Below are 18,006 nucleotides of genomic sequence, written 5' to 3'. Positions count from 1 at the left end.
ATAAAATTTGTGAGATATGGATAGTAAACTAAAAAAATATGTGCAACTGCACATCATATATGGTAAGTTATGTTCATAATTAAGGGGGGAACGTATGGGGACGATTCGTAAAATTGTAGAGGGAGTTCATTTCCCAATGCTCACATTAGTCGCTGGACATAGTGGTACGTATCGCAGAGTTACTGGTATTAATGTTGTGGAAAGCAGTGATTTAATCATGTTTTGTAGACCCAATGAATTAGTCGTCACAACAGGTATTAATTTAGATGCGCAGCAAGACTCCTTGGAACATCTTGTCAAACAGGCATACACAAAAAAAGTAGCTGGCTTTATCATTAATACAGGACCATTCATTCCTAGCATTCCAGAAGCCGTCATCTCTTTTGCCAATCAACATGATTTCCCAATTTTTCAAATGCCATGGAATTATCGCATAGCTGATCTATTAAAAACTACCTTTCAATTTATTGCCAATCACCATCAAGAGCTTTCTATCGAAGAAAAGGTTCTTTTCAATCTACTATTTCATTACAAACAAAACACTAACACAATGAAAGATCAACTAGCACAGCTAGGATTTCCTCAAGGAAGAGAATTAGCGATCATAACTTGTACAACCATTGGCTCCAAAGCAGCTATTGACCGTTATGAGGTCATGATCCAATTCGCTTTTCAAAATCGCTATCAACGCTTCTTAAAATTAAAGCATAAAAATCACCTCATCTTTTTAATTGATAAAGCACAAATCAATACACCTAATATACCCTTCTCAAAAGTTGTAGAAGAAATCTATGAAAAAATCACGCTAAAAAATGGTTACTTGGATATTATTATCGGCAAAGGTAACTTTCATAAAGAGCTAGAAAATGTTCGCCAAAGCTATGATGAGTCCTTAACCGTCATCCATTTAGCACAGCTTCATAACAATCGTTATTTGTATAAATACAAAGAAATCGGTGCCTATAAAATATTGATGGCTGTGAAAAATCAGCCCCTAATGAAATCGTTTAGTCAGGATATTTTAGGACAACTTTACCGCTATGATGAACTACATGGGACAGACTATGTACCTTTTTTACGTATTTTTGTTGAGGAAAATGGCAGTACAAGCAGGATTAGTGAACGTCAATTTATACATCGAAACACCGTCCTCTATAAAATTAAGAAAATTGAAATGCTATTAGATATGGACTTAAGCAATCCCTTTACGAAGACTAATTTGTATATTGCCTTTTTAATTGAGGATGTCTTAATGCATCAATAGCCTGTCACAACATTAAATTAACTGAATTATCTTTCTCATTAAATACTCCTTCTAAAATTCTTGAAGCATACATATAAAGTACAAATGGGGGCGACTGCGCATTTTTGTTGTCCACATCTGAGGAAAACATATGCATGCTAATCAACTACCTGTTTAGAAGGAGTGAAGCTTCGTGACAAATGTAACAAGTCCCAATTGGCAAGTAAAAGATGAACAATTCGTATGGCATTCTATGAAGCCCTACAATCCAAATGCAACAATGATCGTCCAATCCTCTAAAGGGGCATGGATTACTGACATTGAAGGCAAGCGCTATTTAGATGCAATGGCAGGTTTATGGTGTGTAAACGTTGGCTATGGACGTGAGGAGATTGCCAAAGCTGCCTATGAGCAATTGCTAGAAAATACGTATACCCCATTATCTGTTGGGCATATCCCTGCTATTCAATTAAGTGAAAAAATTAATGAGCTTTTAGGGGATGATTATGTCGTCTTCTTCTCCAATAGTGGCTCCGAGGCAAATGAGGCAGCCTTCAAAATAGCTAGACAATATCATCAACAAAAAGGTCACGTCAATCGAACGAAAATTATTTCTCGTTACCGGGCCTATCATGGTAGCTCGATGGGTGCTCTTGCAGCAACTGGACAAGCTCAACGAAAGTATAAATATGAGCCACTGGCACCAGGTTTTATACATGTCACTCCACCTGACGCTTATCGTGCCAATGAAGACCATATTCAAAGTAAGGACCCTTGTGCATTACCATCCGTCCAAGCAATCGATCATGTCATGACTTGGGAAATGTCAGATTCCATAGCAGCAGTCATTATGGAGCCTATTATTACTGGCGGTGGTGTAATTATGCCCCACGACAGCTACTTACAAGGAGTTAAAGCTGTTTGTGAGAAGCATGGCGCACTACTCATTGTCGATGAAGTTATTTGTGGTTTTGGTCGTACAGGCAAAGCTTTTGGATTCCAAAACTACGGCATCCAGCCTGATATTGTGACTATGGCGAAAGGCTTAACAAGCGCTTATATGCCACTGTCTGCTACAGCTGTTCGTCGTGAAATTTATGAGGCGTTTGCTGGAACTGAGGAATATGACTTTTTCCGTCATGTCAACACATTCGGTGGATCACCAGCAGCATGTGCCGTCGCATTAAAAAATATTGAAATAATGGAAAAAGAAAATTTATTTGCCCACTCAGCTGCACTAGGTGCTACATTACTCACTACATTACAGGAGCAATTAAAGGAGCACCCGAATGTTGGGGATATTCGTGGGAAAGGCTTATTAATTGGCGTAGAGCTAGTACAAGATAAAGATAGCAAAACTCCGCTCGACATGACACTTGTAAACAAAGTGATCACACAATGTAAGGAACAAGGGTTACTCATTGGGAAAAATGGGGTGACCGTGGCAGGTTTCAATAATGTGTTAACCTTATCTCCTCCTCTGATTATTTCCTCAGACGAGACGAATTTCATTGTTGAAAAATTTGTGCAAGCCTTACACTCTATTAAACTGTAGGAGGAATAGCTAGATGGTAACAAATACAGACATACAGGATTTAGGTCATTTTATCAATGGACAAACAGTTCTAGGGAAAAGCGGTCAGTTTTCAGATGTTTACAACCCAAGCACAGGTACTGTCATTGCTCGCGTACCTTTGGCAACAAAACAAGAGGTACAGGAAGCGATTGCTGCTGCCCAAGCGGCTTTTCCTGCTTGGCGTGCCTTATCAGTTGGTAAACGAGCTGAAATTATCCTTAGATTCCGCCAACTCATAACAGAAAATATCGATGAACTAATTGATATGATTTGTACAGAGAGTGGCAAAACGATTGAGGATGCCAAGGGCGAAATTACTCGCGGTTTAGAATCTGTTGATTTAGCTATCAATGCCCCCCATTTACTTAAAGGAGAGTATTCGGTGAATGTTGGTGGTCATATCAATGCCTATTCTCTGAAAGAACCATTAGGCATTGTAGCGGCTATTTCACCATTTAATTTCCCTGTCATGGTACCGCTAGCAATTACAAGTATGGCGGTGGCTGTAGGAAACTGTGCGATTCTGAAGCCGTCAGAGCGGGTTCCTTGCTCAGCATTATTTTTATCAGAGCTGTGGAAAGAGGCAGGCTTACCAGATGGGGTTTGGACTGTTATTAATGGAGACAAAGATGCTGTTAATGAGCTGTTATGCCATCCTGCCATTGAAGCGATTTCCTTTGTAGGCTCTACGCCAGTTGCAGAAGCCATTTATGCTACAGCCTCTAAACATGGGAAGCGTGTTACAGCACTTGGGGGAGGTAAAAATAATATGGTGGTTATGCCAGATGCTGACTTAGAGCATGTAGCAAATGCCTTTTTAGGTGCTGCCTATGGAGCTGCCTCCCAGCGTTGTATGGCACTGTCAACCATTATTCCTGTTGGGGAGGATACAGCCAATAAATTAGTGGGTATTCTTGCCGATAAAATTGCCAAATTAAAAGTGGGTCCCTATACAGATGCCGAAGTTGATTTTGGACCAGTCATTACTCAGCAATCAAAGGATGCCATCATTGGCTATATCGATCGTAGCCTAGAAGAAGGCGCAACACTGGTCTGCGATGGGCGAAATCCGGAAATTTCCAAACAATCGAACGGTTTCTATCTTGGCCCTACATTACTCGATCATGTAAAGCCTGGAATGGAAATTTATGAACAAGAGGTTTTTGGACCTGCACGTAATGTCGTCCGCGTGGCATCATTAGAGGAAGCTATAGCCCTTATTAATGCTCATGAATTAGGAAATGGTGTAACCATCTTTACGAACAATGGTGCAGCAGCTCGAAAGTTTACCACTGAAATTGAAGTAGGTATGGTAGGTGTCAATGTACCCATTCCTATTCCAGTAGGCTATCATAACTTTGGTGGCTGGAAACGTTCAAGATTTGGTGAGGGGCATATGTTTGGACCTGACCAAGTACGTTTCTTCACAAAAGCGAAAACCATTTCAGAAAAATGGATAGAACAAGGGAATGACGTTACCTCTTCCTTTGCATTTCCAAGTAATCAGGACTAATCCTAAAAAATAAATATTCGCGTAGTCAATAGCTACGCGAATATTTTGAAAAAACTGCGACAACATGGTAACTAGTTTATACAGTTTAACTATTTGTTCTCTTTTTTCTCTTCCGTTTTTCTTACTTCTGAGAAATCTGTTTCTTCTCCAGCCTCCATGCCATAGCTAGGATTTCTATCCATACGAGTAAATGTATCTACATCATCCTCGTCTTCAAATCGCTTTACAAGAATTGGAATCGAAATTAGCCCAGCAAGACCAACGAGTGCATAAACCCAACGAGATAAGACCGCCGTTTGTCCACCAAATAAATAAGCCACTAAATCAAATCTAAAGAATCCAATGAGTCCCCAGTTGATTGCACCTATAATAACTAGTACTAAGGCGATTCTATAAAGCACGCTCATGTGTACACCTCCTTTATTTTCAATACTCCAAGCTATATTTCTTAGCAGGGAGGTGTCATAAGAAGCGATAAAATGACAAAGACTAGTCATTACAACCGCCATTTTGACGGTCTTATTTTTTGCAATAACCTCTTTTTTATACTGTGTACAAATGGCGAAATGACGTACTCTGATGAATGGCGTTACTTGGATAAATTTTTATGTGTCTGCTCATGCTGAAGCAGCCATTCTTTGCGCCACATCCCGCCTCCATAACCTGTCAGCGTTCCATTGGAGCCGATAATTCGATGACATGGCACAACAATGCTGATATTATTTTTACCATTCGCACTACCAACAGCCCTTACAGCTTTTTCATTGTTAATAGCAATGGCGATATCCTTATATGAAGCCGTTTCACCAAATCCTACACTCGGTAAAACATGCCAAACAGCTTGTTGAAAATCTGTACCTCGAAAAACATAAGGAAATGAAAACTCCTGACGATCACCTAGAAAATACTCATGCAATTGCTTAACACATTCTAGTAAAACTTCAGGTGTGTCTTGCTGAGGAGCATTGACGACCTGCTCTCGCTCTGCAAAGTTAATGGCATCAATTGCTGTATCACTTCCCTCAACTTCTATAATCCCAATTGGTGATGAATAATCTAATTTATACCGTTTCATACAGTGACCTCCATAAATAAAAGGTGGCATAAGCTTGCCAGCCTTGCCAATGTTCCGCATAGTTCTTTAATTCTTCAATTGTTGGTTTTCGTTCTAATGCTAGTTGTATTTTTAAAGCATTATGTAGACCTACATCTGCTATAGGAAATGCTGTCGGTTGTTGCAGACATTTCATAAGCACATAATCTGCTGTCCATGCACCAATTCCTCGAATGTCCATTAATCGTTTTTTCATGGCTTCGTAGTCCTCTTGTTGCCACAGCAAATTTTTTGTCAATTGTCCGCTTGCGATAATTTTGGCAATATCAATAATGTATTCTGATTTCCTCCGTGTAAATTGGAGGTGGATCAAATCATCTACCTCAATAACGGCTATTCTCTCTGGCGTTGGAAACAGCCAGTAGCTTTGCCCCTCAAAGTAAACATATTCTCCAAAATGCTCGACAAATCTCTTTTTTAACATATAGGCAAAAGTTAAATTTATTTGTTGACCAATAATTGCCCAAACTAATGCTTCAAATAAATCAGGAATCCCGATTAACCGTAATCCGTTATATTTCTTCACAAGTGGCTTTAGGATTTGATCGTTTTCAGCCATCTGGTAATACCCCTGCAAATCCTTTGTTAAATCAAACCACTCTGCGATATATTGTGCGATGATCGCCTGTTCATGGCTAGCTGGCTGTTTCATTGGAAATATTACTATTATTTTATGTGCTTGTTCAGTTATTTCACATAAAATAAATTGTTCATCAATCTTCAATAATTTGTAGAGCACATCATCCTTTATATGGTGAAGTATTTCGTGATGTGAGCGCTTTAAGAACTGCAAACACTCTTTATAATTAAATGCTTGTGGTAACTCGATAACTAAATAGCCAACATCGTATGTCCATTTCATATCATGTCCCCCTGCAACGATAGGTTACGGTATTCTGTAGGCGAACAATTTTTCAGCCGTCGAAAAACTTTATAAAAATTAGATGGGCTTTGAAAGCCAGCTTCATAACATATTTCTAAATTTGTAAAGTCGGTATGTTTTAATAGATGGGCAGCCTTATCAATTCTGATTTTCTCTAAATACGTTCGAGGCGTCTCAGCAGTCTCTTGTTTAAATAGTCGTTCAAGGTGAAAGGGACTGAGGCCAACATGCTTCGCCATATCCTGTAAAGTCACTCTTTGTTTATATTCGTTCATAATAAAAGTCGTGACATTTTTAATCAATTGCGTGTGTGGGGAATGTTCGATTTCAGGCTGACATCGTTTACATGCCCGATAGCCAGCCGCCTCTACCTTTTGGATATCTTCATAAAATTCAACATTCATCTTTTTCGGCTTTCTGGATTTACAGGAAGGACGGCAATAAATCTTAGTAGTTTTAACCGCTGTATAAAAAAGCCCATCATAGGTTTGATCACATGTTATAATCTTTTCCCACTTTTCCTCAAAAGATAAATTGATGGCATTGTCCACGATTAACTCACCTCATTCCCATCGACTATATATATAACGCAGAAGTATCTTGGTCTTTTAATAATTGTGCAGCATGCTGTGTTAAATGCGCAATTATTTTATCTGAAAGTGCATTTCCAAAGCTAAAGCGTTTCACCCCTAATTCTTTTAGTAGCTTGACATTCGTTAAACTAGGTAATGAAAGAAGATTGATGGGCGCATTTATATTACGAGTCATCGCGCTTATTTCATTGGCATCTGTTAAGCCTGGGATAAATATACCACTTGCTCCGCTCTCAATATAAGCTTTTGCTCTTGTTATTGTTTCTTCAAATGGTTGCTCTAATTGAAAATACGTATCTGTTCGAGCATTAATAAAGAAATCTTTATAGCCATGATTATCTAATTCTTTCCTCATGTTTGTTAATAAATAACAGTGTTCAATTATGCTCCTTAAGCCTGTTTGATGTTTAAGGGAATCTTCAATGTTAATCCCTGCTACTCCTACATCTGCCGTTCTCAAAACATTGTCGATAATACTTTGTTCATCATGGCCATACCCCGCTTCTATATCTGCTGATACGGGTATCTTGACTTGCTCTGTAATGGATTGAATAATTGTTAGATGTCGTTGAAAATCGATTTGTTCACCGTCTGCATAGCCAAGTGAGTTCGCTATGCCCCAGCTTGTTGTACCGATTGCTTGAAAGCCTGCCTTTTCTAATGTTAATGCTGATATAACATCCCAAGCATTCCCAATAAATAATAGCTCTTGTGAAAAATGTAAATCATAAAATTGCTGAATTTTTGACATAATATAAGCCTCCATGCTGTTTGTTAGACCTTATATTATCAGGAACTATCCTTTTATTTCGTCCTCAATCTTGCTGTTATGGTCTATAATAATGTTTTAGCAAATAACATGGAAAATACAATAGTCAGAAAAATAAATTTATTCACACTTATTATCCTAGTTATGTTCGCTCTCATCCCCCTGTTAGCGCAATAGCCCAACAGATAAGCCGCTAGATCCTATTGTGTTAGGACAGCATTTAATTCCAAAATGATCTCCATCGAAGATATATTGAGTGGTGTCCATGATCATTCTTTTGTGGCTAGTAATCAATCGTATCCATTCTTCTGGCATACGAGAGATACTATTTGGTTACGTTTATCCATGGATAATATTTGAATAGATAAAAATGAATCCTATTGGCTAGAGGTAACAGATAAACTAGATAGCATTGATATGTATATCATTATTGGAGTGACTTGCTTTGTGATGGGCAAATACAATTCATTCCTTATTATCTAGATGTGACAAGGCTTTATATCAGGCCAAACACCATGGTGGAAATCGTGTGGAATTTTTACTGGATCATACAAAACCGGAGACAAAAACAGAGGCTTCATTACCTTGTCGCCTCTGTTTCCCTGTTTACATATTGATTTGTGAATAATCAACTTGTATAAATAGTAAAAAACTATTCGCAGCCTTTTAGCTATTCATCATTATGTTTAAAAAAAGCTGGCTTTGGAAGAAACCAATGTTAGTTCTAAACTAAATTAAGTAAGTGCCTGTTCCTTGGAAAGCTTTCGTTGTAAAGCAATTTCTCGGCGTTTTTCTTTCGTCACACGCTGCCAAATGACTACTGTAATGAATCCAATAATAGCTAAGCCTAATAAAATACCAAAGAATACTTTATAGCCCGCTGTGCCACCCCAGTAATCTAAACAAGCACCTGCAATGATTGGCATAAAGATTTCACCACTATAACCAATTATCATCAGTGGCATGGACACAGTTCCTGTTGATTCTACTGGATAATCGCCTTCTACTAGAATTGCAAAATGCATCGCTTGCAAAGCATACATAGATGTATAGATAATCCCAATGAACACTAAAAGCATAAGGATAAAAGAAGCTTTTCCTGGTAATAAAATGAGCCCTACTAAACCAAATGCTAATAAAATATAGCCGATTAACACCATATTCGACACACCAATTCGGTCTCCTATGATTCCTGCACTAAAACTACCAATTGGACGACAATATTGCGAGAAGTAGCCCAAAGCCGCAGCAATTAACGTAGACGCACCAAATGCGGCCGTTGCATAAGGTGTAATGTAATAATAGCTAATAATCATCGCGTAGGACGTAAAGATAAGTATAGTCGCAAGCCAGGTAGTTGGCATCTTCAACACTTTCCAAAGGACTGCCCAATCAAACGTTTTACTGCTCTCTCTATCTTCTGGACTGACAGTTGCTTGATCTGGATCTTTATACAGCATCATAATCATGAGGCCCAACAAAAGACAAATCACAGAATACACCGTAATAACTGCTGAAAGAGCCATTTTATCACTCATATGTTTTGCAAAAAAAGCAAAGATCCCTAAAATCACAGCAGATTGAATAATGTTGGTTACACCACGTCCGCCTTCAAAAAATCCAAAAGCTTTTCCTTGTTCATTTTCAGAGCCTAAAGAACGAACCGCTTTTACTAATGCTCCCCAGAACGTCATAATGGACGTGATTCCCCAAGCAGCATGAATCAGTAGAAGTACTGGATAGGGTGGATACAATAATAATGTAAACCCTAATAATCCTGTGGCTACTAAAGAAATGGTTAATAAATATTTCGTTTTCCAACGATCTGCACAAAATCCTCCAAAAATATAGGAAATTAAACAACAAACACCATACGCACTACCAAGTGTCCCCATTTGTGTATTGGTTAAATGAAATGCATCCAGAAAGACATCATAATAGTAGTTTCTAAAATAAGGCAATGCGTAAATTAAGGCACCTGAAACAGCTAAAATAACTAAAGTAGCTGTATTCTTTTTTAACTTAGCTTCCATATGTTTACCCCTTATATGTTATTTACAAGCCATGACGTTTAATTTTTTGATTCCATTCCTTATGGAAGACTTGTTTGTCATTTTCTTTGATGACCATTTCCCCAACAATTTGGAAGTTTTCCTGATCGGATGTTTTGGTAACCGTAATATCCGCGTCAATCCACCAGCCTTCACGACCAATTTTCATCTTTTGATCGATTGTATACTGAGCTGACAGTGGATCAGCATTCGTTAAGGTTAATTCTCGTTTTAAATTATGTTCTACAGTGACATCAATATCATCAAAGCGATAAATACCTTCTCCAAATACGCCTCCAACCCCATCTGTAATGCATGTCCATGTATCTGTTAAAATATCATAGGATATAGAACGATCGACTCTTCCTTCTTGCAGTGTTGTGATTGGCGTTAATGGTGCACTTTCAGCATTCATATTAGGTCCTACTACCTGCTGACCATGGAAGGTTGGCAATGATAAGGTAGCCGTTTCTAGATTTAATGTCAATGTAGCGTCTTCTGGCATTGGCCAAAACATCGGCCAAAACGTTGTAGCTAAGGATAGGCGTAAACGATGCCCCGCTTTAAATTGATGGCCACAGCAATCTAACTGAACAAAGGCCTTCACTTTTTCACCAGGTGTTAACAGGTCAACATGATCATGCCCATTTAAGTGTGTCAGGTTCATCACGCCATAGGATACACGAGTGACAGCTCCATCGGGTGCTACGTCTGATAGCTGTGCAAATAGCATTGCATGTGGTTTGTCACTCATTAATTCCACTTCAAATTTTGGATAGCCCACAATCTCTAGGGCTTTCTCTAGCCTATCCGTTTCAAAAACCATGGCCATTCCATCATCTAATCGTTGGTCTGCTGGACTTTCACCTAGTACGCCAGCGCCCATCCATTCACCAGATAAAAGACCATGATTTTGAGGAGTTTTTAGTAGGACTTGCTCTTGTTGCTCACTGCGGTTTTCTACTAGTTTTCCATGTGTCAGTTGATACACCTTAGTTTGTATCGATTTCGCTGCTGGCCACGATTCTAAACCAACCCAATAGCCTTTGCTGATTGGTTTCTTAACGGATGGCTCCATGCTCTCTTCTACCCAGACATTCACCATTGGTCCATCCATTACATCGTTGTCTATTCCTTTTAACCAATGATCCCACCATTTCACAGCTTCTTGTAGAAAGCCCATTGCTGGACCCGGCACTCCATCGTGGGGATAAACATGTGCCCATGGGCCAATGATGCCTTTTCTCGGAACAGAAAGCCCTTCCATTAAACTTAAGACTGTGTTTGTATAGGAATCTTCCCAGCCATCTAGCGCAAAAACAGGGATTTCAATGTCATCGTAATTCTCACAAACTGAACCATGCTTCCAGTAGTCATCTCTTGTTTGATGCTCCATCCACTGTGCCATCCACAAAGGCATATTTTCTAATCGTTCCATCCATTTATCACGCCAGCTATCGCCAACAATATGTGGATCAATTGGACGTAACTGGTAGGCTAACATAATAGCACCCCACCAGAAGTTATCGTTTAACAAGCAACCGCCCTTATAGTGAATATCATTGTTATAACGATCATCTGTAAAGCCTACGGTAATAATCGCCTTTAACGCCTTTGGTCGACGAGCTGCTACTTGTAGAGAATTAAATCCGCCCCACGATTTCCCCATCATCCCGATATTGCCATCACACCAGCTTTGGTTAGCAATCCATTCAATGACTTCAAGGGCATCATCCTGCTCTTGCTTTAGATATTCGTCCTTTAATAAACCATCTGACTCACCTGAACCTCGCATATCCACTCGCACAACAGCATAACCATGTCCTGCAAAATAACCGTGCATAGGCTCATCTCTTGCTCTTGTCCCATCTGTTTTACGATAAGGAATATACTCTAAAATGGCTGGTACTTTCTCTCCCAATTTTACATTTGGTAGCCAAATACGACTAGAAAGCCTTGTGCCGTCAGCTAACTCGATCCATGTGTTTTCAATTGTTTCATATGTACACTCAAATTGTGTCACAATTTTTTTACTCATTGTATAATCCTCCCCTTGTGTCTAAGTGCAAGACTCCTAGTTATAACATCCTCTTCGTCTAATTATTCCGAATCTTGATTATTTAGTAATCATGATTATAAAATAATTGTGATTAGTATATCACCTGAAATTCTAATGCACAACTCTGAAAATGACAAAAGCTAATGCTATAATGAAAGAAGATAATTAAAATTGCTATGCTATAATAAGTTTAAATTAGCTACAATAAGGTAAATATATACATTTAATTAATGATTTTACAGTAATTAATTGTTTGTTAGGGGGATATTACTTTGAAGAAAAAGGAAATACAAAGGAGTCGTATGTGGAAATACTTTGTAGATGCCACTGCGGAAATCATCGAAGAAGAAGGGCTGGAAAATGTCACAATCCGGAAGGTTGCTGATAAAGCAGGTTACAACAGTGCTACTATCTACAATTATTTTTCGGAAATCTCGCATCTTCTATTTTTTGCATCGATGAGATGCATGCAAGACTATACCAACGAAGTTGCTCGCTACATAGAAAGAGGCAAAGATCCTATTGAAAAATACTTATTGGCTTGGGAGTGCTTTTGTCAATATTCCTTCAAACAACCTCAGATTTTTCACGCAGTCTTTATCATGGATTTAGGGGAAACACCAGAAGCACTATTGGAAAATTATTATAATTTTTACCCCAATGATTTAATCAATATCCCTGATGATTTAAAGACCATTTTATTTCAACACAGTCTAACGAAACGAGGGCGTTCTATGTTAGAGATCGCTTTAAAAGAAGGCTACTTAACTGAAGGCAATGTTGATGCCATCAATGAAATTACACTATTAATTTGGCAAGGTATGTTTACAAACCTATTGAATAATCGCAAAAGTTATGATGCCAAACAAGCAACGGCAATCACTATGAAATATATTACAGAAATCGTTCGTAATGCTAACCTTTTTGATGAGCAAACTAAAAACAAGCAATGAGAATCATACTAGCAATTGCCTTTCTTTAAACGCTTCTACAATACGTAAAAACCCCTTCTAGCAATGCTAAAAGGGGTTTCTGCTATTTTTGCCAATGATTTAGTTCCTTTAACAATTCGGGTAGCTGCAATTTCTTTACATCGATAGGTGGTAATGCCTTAATAAACTCTTTCCCATATGACTTACTAGTAATTCGTCGGTCTAGGACAATAAAAGCTCCTTTATCCTGCGAAGAACGTATTAATCGACCAAAGCCTTGCTTAAACCTCATGATCGCTTCTGGTAAGGAAAGCTCCGTAAAGGAATTGCGGCCTAGAGTAGTTAGATGCTTTGCCCTCGCCTTAAAAACAGGCTCTTCTGGTGAAGAAAATGGTAATCGTACGACAATAACAGAGGCAAGTGCATCTCCTGGAACATCTACCCCCTCCCAAAAACTGTTTGTGCCAAATAGAACGGCATGACTAAATTTTTGGAAGGATTTTAGAATGCGCATACGGCTACCGCCTGTAACACCTTGTGCAAATAGCATGTAATCATCTAATAGTTCACTATCTTGGATAAGCTCAACTGTTTTTCGTAGCATATCCTGTGCTGTAAAGAGTACAAAGCAACGCCCTTCTGTCATTCGAACAGTCCGCGTAATTGCATGGGCAACAGCCTCAATGTATTCTTCTTGGCTGACATGCTGAATATCTGGCATATCGGTGACGATAAATGCCTTAGCCCCAGCATAGTAGGCTGGTGGAGCTTGTAGTTTCAAGACTTCAACATTATCAGAAATGCCTAGCTGGCGTGTAACAAAGCGCTCATTGCCTGGTACCGTTAATGTGCCTGATGTCCAAACAATACTCGCTTGCTGACGTAAAGGTGCTAATACTTTTTCAATTATCGGCGTCACATTGACAGGCTTCTTAAAAACATGGAGACTGCCAGGGACACTCCGTACATCAAATTCTAACCAAACAGAATTGCCTTCCTGTGGTGACAGAAAAATATCGTCCCATTCAGCAATTTTTATCTTCACTTCTCGAATCCAATATTGCCATTCAGATAATACATATTGATCGTTTTTATCTAGCTGCTCAATCGCATTTTCGAACGACTGTGTAATGCTAGTAGCGAGATCCAGCCATTGCTGGGTTAGTTTGCTTACTTGTGCAAACGTTTCTTTCGCAAATGAAACATCCTCTAAAAACAAGGTGCATTTACTACCTGCTTGTTTCCCTTTCATTTGCTGTTGCAATTTTTGAATAGTTCTCTGGATTGTTTCATCAAATGTCCGCTGCAAACGTATGAATTGTGCATCAAGATGCTGTAAATTTTGCATGGCTACTCGCTGTTTTCTCTTCGCTGCCTGGCAAAACTGTTGAAATAAAGCCGTGTCCTCCATCGTACCAATTTGTCCAAAAATATACTTCCATTGTGTATAGGAGAAGACTACTTCATCCTGCTGCATAGCAGCCTGAATAAATTGATGCGCCTCGTCAATAATCCAGCCATCTATTTCTGTAAAAAGTGGTGTTTGACGCACTAAATCACTTAAAACCATGGCGTGATTTGTTACAATACAGTCAGCAACTGCACTGTTCTTTAAAGCTTGCTCATAGAAATCAAAGCCCTTTGAAGGCTTGTCATTCGGTATTTTTCGGATTTTCTCTAAAAACAGTTGTCCGCCACCAGAAACATTGAGCTCGCTCAACACACCAGTTTCTGTTTTGGTCAACCACACAAGTATTTGTAAAATAGTAAATGTATCATCATAGGATTCATCAGCATATGCCATACATTGCTCAAAGCGATCGAGATCAATATAATGCTGCATTCCCTTCAGCACACACAAATTCACCTTTGTCCCAAGGATTTTTTCGATCTTTGGTAGCTCTTCTTCTACAAGCTGTTCTTGTAAATAGGAAGTATACGTACTGATGGCAATCTTTTTATTAACAGCACGGGCAAATAAGATGGCTGGAAGTAAATAGCCAGCAGTTTTACCAATACCTGTAGAAGCTTCAATCACGCACTCCTGTTGTTCATGTAATGCCCGCCAAATCGTGTCCATCATGTCAAATTGTGCAGGACGTTCCTCAAAATTTGGCAGTGCCTTTGACATTAAAGTTATTTTCTCATCTACTGATTGAGGGTAGGCAATCGTTTCTGTCACATGCTCATGCTTATTTCGACCATTGCCAATCGCAAAATTACGGTAATAGTGTACATTTTCGCGGCCCGTCGTATGCTGGCGCTTAATTTGCAACGCCTCAAAAAAAAGCTGAGAAATATTTGATTTTAAGCGAAAGGAACGCTTATGCATCTGTTCAAGTGTAAGCTGTGGTAAACTTAGTAGCTCCTTCCAGCAATGCTTGAATAGCTCCGCTGTCGCGCGAGCATCGTCATCCGCTCGATGAGCATTTGCTAACTCAATATTTAAATCGGCCGCTAAATCCCCTAGCTTAAAACCAAGGGACATAGGGAACAAAATTTTAGCTAGCTCCACCGTATCCATTTTTTTACCTTGCCATTTCGGTAGTCCAGCACGTTTAAACTCTGCTTGTAAAAAGGATAAGTCAAAATCTGCATTATGTGCAACAAATACACAGTCAGCAAGTAGCTCATATATGTAATCCGCATGCGCTTCAAATGGGAAGGCATCCTTTACATCCTCATTCGTTATATGCGTTAAATCTTGAATGAAAGTGGGAATAGCTTTCCCTGGATTTATGAACTTCGTATAGGTACGCTCAATTTCCCAATCCTTCATAATAACAATAGCAATTTGAATCATCCGGTCCCCATTGGCTGGTGAATGACCAGTTGTCTCCAAATCTACAATTGCATATTTTTGACTTTCCATCATACATCTCAACTCACAGTTCACATTAGATAAGTTGAATTTTATCATATTATTGGCTTTGCGGCATCCTTTCTCCTCTTTGTTGAATCACCGCATCCATACAAAAAACGCAACCTTGGAGAAATCAATCCCCTAAGGTTGCGTTGTGGAATCGTTATGGAGTGCTTACTCAAACAACGTTACGCTTATTGTTTTTTTGCTACATCAACAATACGACCTTCTGTTGTTGTTTTCACTTCTTTAAGTGATAGTAATTGCTCTTGAAGGTTTTCCCAATCAGATAAGCCTAAATCTGTAACACGACCTTCTTCATATGCTTTAGCAAACATATCTAGGCCATCTCCACCTTTAGCAGTATAGGCATTTGTAGCTACTGTGTAAGTTTTACCATCTTCAATAGCAACATATTTACCTGTTGCTTTATCTAAATATTCGATAGATACAACACGTGAGCCTACTTCTTTTGACGAATCATATTGTAATTTCGCTCCAGCAATGTGTAAGAAGCCACCATTTTCTTTAGGTGCATTTTTCAAGGACACTTCAAATGCTGCTTTTAGCTCAGCACCTGTTGCATCCATTAATGCTAATGTATTACCGAATGGTAATACTGTAATTACTTGACCAACTGTAATATTCCCAGCTGGAATTGCTTCTCGAATACCACCGCCATTTTGTAATGCCATTACAACCGTTTTATCAGTATATTTTTGTGCCTTTGCTAGCATACCATCTGTAATGATATTACCTAGGGCTGTTTCATTACTACGCACACTTTCAAGACTTGTTTCACTTGCACGTGGGTTAGCTAAAGCTTCTTTTAGTGTTACACCGATTTCTTTGTTGTTCACTTCATCTACTTTTGCTTTATAAGGTGCTAGTAATTTTACTAATGTTTCGTCTTCAGCTACCTTACCAAGGTCGATTAATTCGCCACCATATTCAGTAACTACGCCATCTCCATCAAATGTTACATCAAGCGTACCTAAGTATTTTACATACTCATTGGCCTGTACAATTAATGTAGCATCCTTTGCTTCACCTACTGTATTTGTATCTACAACGAATGGCTCGTCTAATTTTGTATGATCATGTGCGCCAACAATGACATCAATGCCTGGTACATTTTTAGCTAGTAAAATATCATTATCAACATTCGGATTATCATTGTAGCCAATATGTGTTAAAGCGATAATTTTGTTGACACCCATTCCTTCAAAGGCTGCCACAGCTTTTTTCGCTTCCTCTATATAATTTGTAAATGTTACTTTATCAGGAGAAGCAATATCAACCGTTTCCTCAGTCGTTAAGCCGAAAATACCTACTTTTTCTCCATCAATTTCTTTTACAATACCAGAATAAATTTTACCATTTTCAGGTTCACTTGAAATTAAGTCTGTAAATAAACCAGTGAATTTATCATCTGCTGAGAAATCAGCATTAGCATCCACAAATGGGAATTTAGCCCCTTTAACAAAATCCGCTAATGCTTGATGACCTTCAGGAGAGGCACCTAAATCAAATTCATGGTTACCAAATACCATTGCATCAAAGCCAATTTCATTTAATAGCGCTAGATCTGCTTGTCCATGGAATTCATTGAAATATAATGTACCATTAAATGCATCGCCAGCATGTAATGTTAAAACATTTTTCTTTGCTTCCCTTTGTTCTTTTACAGCTGTCGCCAATTTAGGTAATTCATTTGCACGAGCATGTGTATCATTCACATGTAAAATCGATAATGAGAATGCATCTGCTGGTGTTTCTGGAGTCTCTGGTGTTTCTGGGTTTGATTTTGTTAGAGCCTCAGCAATGAATGTTGCCAGTTGTCCACGTGTAACTTTTTCACTAGCCTCATGATTTTTTGCACTTTCTAGCTCTGGTAATGTTGGGATAGATGCTAAAATTTTTGCTAAATCACCATGTGTAATTGTTTGGTTTGGACGGAAAGTATTATCTCCATAGCCTGTAATGACATTTAATCCTACAAGGGCTGCAATTGAGCCATAATAAGGATTTGATGCACTAATATCCGTAAATTTTGGGTCCTCTACTTCTTTTGTATCCAATTTTAATGCGCCTGCAATCATTTTTGCCGCTTGTCCACGTGTGACATTTGTATCTGGTTTGAATGTACCATCTGGGTAACCACTAATAATCCCTGCTGCATAAAGTGTAGAAATGCCTTCAAAATCTGCATGACTTTCCTTTACATCCGAAAAAGGACTTGCTGCTGATGCTGGTACTACCGCTACCGCTGTTACAGCCAATGCTGCTGCAGTTACTGTTAAAAATTTGTTACGTTTATTTTCCATGACAAATGATACCTCCACTAGTAAAATGATGTACTAACAACTAAATTCTACATAAATATGACGCAAAATACTAGAACATTTGT

13 protein-coding genes are annotated in these 18,006 nt (G+C 38.7%); 4 read left to right on the top strand and 9 right to left on the bottom strand.

From position 1 onward, the window contains the following. Positions 1-94: 94 nt before the first annotated feature. The 3 genes from VK91_RS00800 (at position 95) to VK91_RS00790 (ending at position 4,332) form a co-directional block, all read left to right on the top strand. On the top strand, positions 95-1,264 hold the full coding sequence (locus VK91_RS00800; RefSeq protein WP_048389885.1) for a PucR family transcriptional regulator: 1,170 nt from the start codon (positions 95-97) through the stop codon (positions 1,262-1,264). A 172-nt stretch (positions 1,265-1,436) separates the two neighbouring features. After that, positions 1,437-2,798 carry an aspartate aminotransferase family protein gene (locus tag VK91_RS00795; protein ID WP_048389882.1) on the top strand — a complete coding sequence of 454 codons (1,362 nt, stop codon included), beginning with the start codon at positions 1,437-1,439 and terminating at the stop codon, positions 2,796-2,798. A 13-nt stretch (positions 2,799-2,811) separates the two neighbouring features. Then, positions 2,812-4,332: a CoA-acylating methylmalonate-semialdehyde dehydrogenase gene (locus tag VK91_RS00790; protein WP_048389881.1), complete on the top strand. Its 1,521-nt coding sequence runs from the start codon at positions 2,812-2,814 to the stop codon at positions 4,330-4,332. Between the two features lie 89 nt (positions 4,333-4,421). On the opposite strand, the gene VK91_RS00785 is transcribed toward VK91_RS00790, so the two are convergent. From VK91_RS00785 to VK91_RS00755, 7 genes are all read right to left on the bottom strand, one after another. Beyond that, positions 4,422-4,739: a DUF378 domain-containing protein gene (locus VK91_RS00785; protein WP_048389879.1), complete on the bottom strand. Its 318-nt coding sequence runs from the start codon at positions 4,737-4,739 to the stop codon at positions 4,422-4,424. 182 nt (positions 4,740-4,921) lie between these two features. Next, complete coding sequence (locus tag VK91_RS00780; RefSeq protein WP_048389877.1) at positions 4,922-5,407, bottom strand: methylated-DNA--[protein]-cysteine S-methyltransferase; 486 nt, start codon at positions 5,405-5,407, stop codon at positions 4,922-4,924. Next, entirely contained in the window at positions 5,394-6,308 is a 915-nt protein-coding gene (locus VK91_RS00775; RefSeq protein ID WP_048389875.1) for a DNA-3-methyladenine glycosylase, read from the bottom strand. The genes VK91_RS00780 and VK91_RS00775 overlap by 14 nt, the downstream gene beginning before the upstream one ends. Further along, positions 6,305-6,880, bottom strand: coding sequence for a bifunctional transcriptional activator/DNA repair enzyme AdaA (locus tag VK91_RS00770; protein ID WP_048389873.1), 576 nt, complete (start codon positions 6,878-6,880; stop codon positions 6,305-6,307). The genes VK91_RS00775 and VK91_RS00770 overlap by 4 nt, the downstream gene beginning before the upstream one ends. Before the next feature lie 25 nt (positions 6,881-6,905). After that, positions 6,906-7,673: an isocitrate lyase/phosphoenolpyruvate mutase family protein gene (locus VK91_RS00765; RefSeq protein WP_048389871.1), complete on the bottom strand. Its 768-nt coding sequence runs from the start codon at positions 7,671-7,673 to the stop codon at positions 6,906-6,908. A 752-nt stretch (positions 7,674-8,425) separates the two neighbouring features. Next, a complete protein-coding gene (locus VK91_RS00760; RefSeq protein ID WP_048389869.1) occupies positions 8,426-9,724 on the bottom strand; it encodes a nitrate/nitrite transporter in 1,299 nt (432 codons plus the stop codon). A 22-nt stretch (positions 9,725-9,746) separates the two neighbouring features. Continuing rightward, positions 9,747-11,780: a CocE/NonD family hydrolase gene (locus VK91_RS00755; protein ID WP_048389867.1), complete on the bottom strand. Its 2,034-nt coding sequence runs from the start codon at positions 11,778-11,780 to the stop codon at positions 9,747-9,749. A gap of 323 nt (positions 11,781-12,103) precedes the next feature. On the opposite strand from VK91_RS00755, the gene VK91_RS00750 reads away from it, so the two are divergent. Beyond that, positions 12,104-12,754: a TetR/AcrR family transcriptional regulator gene (locus VK91_RS00750; RefSeq protein WP_048390477.1), complete on the top strand. Its 651-nt coding sequence runs from the start codon at positions 12,104-12,106 to the stop codon at positions 12,752-12,754. Positions 12,755-12,836: 82 nt separating this feature from the next. Here VK91_RS00750 and dinG read toward each other — a convergent pair whose 3' ends face one another. Both dinG and VK91_RS00740 read right to left on the bottom strand, forming a co-directional pair. Beyond that, a complete protein-coding gene (gene dinG, locus VK91_RS00745) occupies positions 12,837-15,608 on the bottom strand; it encodes an ATP-dependent DNA helicase DinG (protein ID WP_048389865.1) in 2,772 nt (923 codons plus the stop codon). A 182-nt stretch (positions 15,609-15,790) separates the two neighbouring features. Beyond that, the gene (locus tag VK91_RS00740; RefSeq protein ID WP_048389863.1) at positions 15,791-17,923 is read right to left on the bottom strand and encodes a 5'-nucleotidase C-terminal domain-containing protein; all 2,133 of its coding nucleotides are present in this window, start codon (positions 17,921-17,923) and stop codon (positions 15,791-15,793) included. Between the last annotated feature and the right edge of the window lie 83 nt (positions 17,924-18,006).

The sequence above is a fragment of the Lysinibacillus sp. LK3 genome (assembly GCF_001043675.1).
Lineage (GTDB): Bacteria > Bacillota > Bacilli > Bacillales_A > Planococcaceae > Lysinibacillus > Lysinibacillus capsici.
Note: the sequence above shows the minus strand (reverse complement) of the source record. Positions and strands in the feature narration are given on the sequence as shown.

What these genes read in the sequence shown, in the direction of transcription:
- VK91_RS00800 (WP_048389885.1), top strand. Translation starts at nt 95, where the DNA reads ATGGGGACGATTCGTAAAATTGTAGAGGGAGTTCATTTCCCAATGCTC.
- VK91_RS00790 (WP_048389881.1), top strand. Translation starts at nt 2,812, where the DNA reads ATGGTAACAAATACAGACATACAGGATTTAGGTCATTTTATCAATGGA.
- VK91_RS00785 (WP_048389879.1), bottom strand. Translation starts at nt 4,739, where the DNA reads ATGAGCGTGCTTTATAGAATCGCCTTAGTACTAGTTATTATAGGTGCA.
- VK91_RS00780 (WP_048389877.1), bottom strand. Translation starts at nt 5,407, where the DNA reads ATGAAACGGTATAAATTAGATTATTCATCACCAATTGGGATTATAGAA.
- VK91_RS00775 (WP_048389875.1), bottom strand. Translation starts at nt 6,308, where the DNA reads ATGAAATGGACATACGATGTTGGCTATTTAGTTATCGAGTTACCACAA.
- VK91_RS00765 (WP_048389871.1), bottom strand. Translation starts at nt 7,673, where the DNA reads ATGTCAAAAATTCAGCAATTTTATGATTTACATTTTTCACAAGAGCTA.
- VK91_RS00760 (WP_048389869.1), bottom strand. Translation starts at nt 9,724, where the DNA reads ATGGAAGCTAAGTTAAAAAAGAATACAGCTACTTTAGTTATTTTAGCT.
- VK91_RS00755 (WP_048389867.1), bottom strand. Translation starts at nt 11,780, where the DNA reads ATGAGTAAAAAAATTGTGACACAATTTGAGTGTACATATGAAACAATT.
- VK91_RS00750 (WP_048390477.1), top strand. Translation starts at nt 12,104, where the DNA reads ATGTGGAAATACTTTGTAGATGCCACTGCGGAAATCATCGAAGAAGAA.
- dinG (WP_048389865.1), bottom strand. Translation starts at nt 15,608, where the DNA reads ATGATGGAAAGTCAAAAATATGCAATTGTAGATTTGGAGACAACTGGT.
- VK91_RS00740 (WP_048389863.1), bottom strand. Translation starts at nt 17,923, where the DNA reads ATGGAAAATAAACGTAACAAATTTTTAACAGTAACTGCAGCAGCATTG.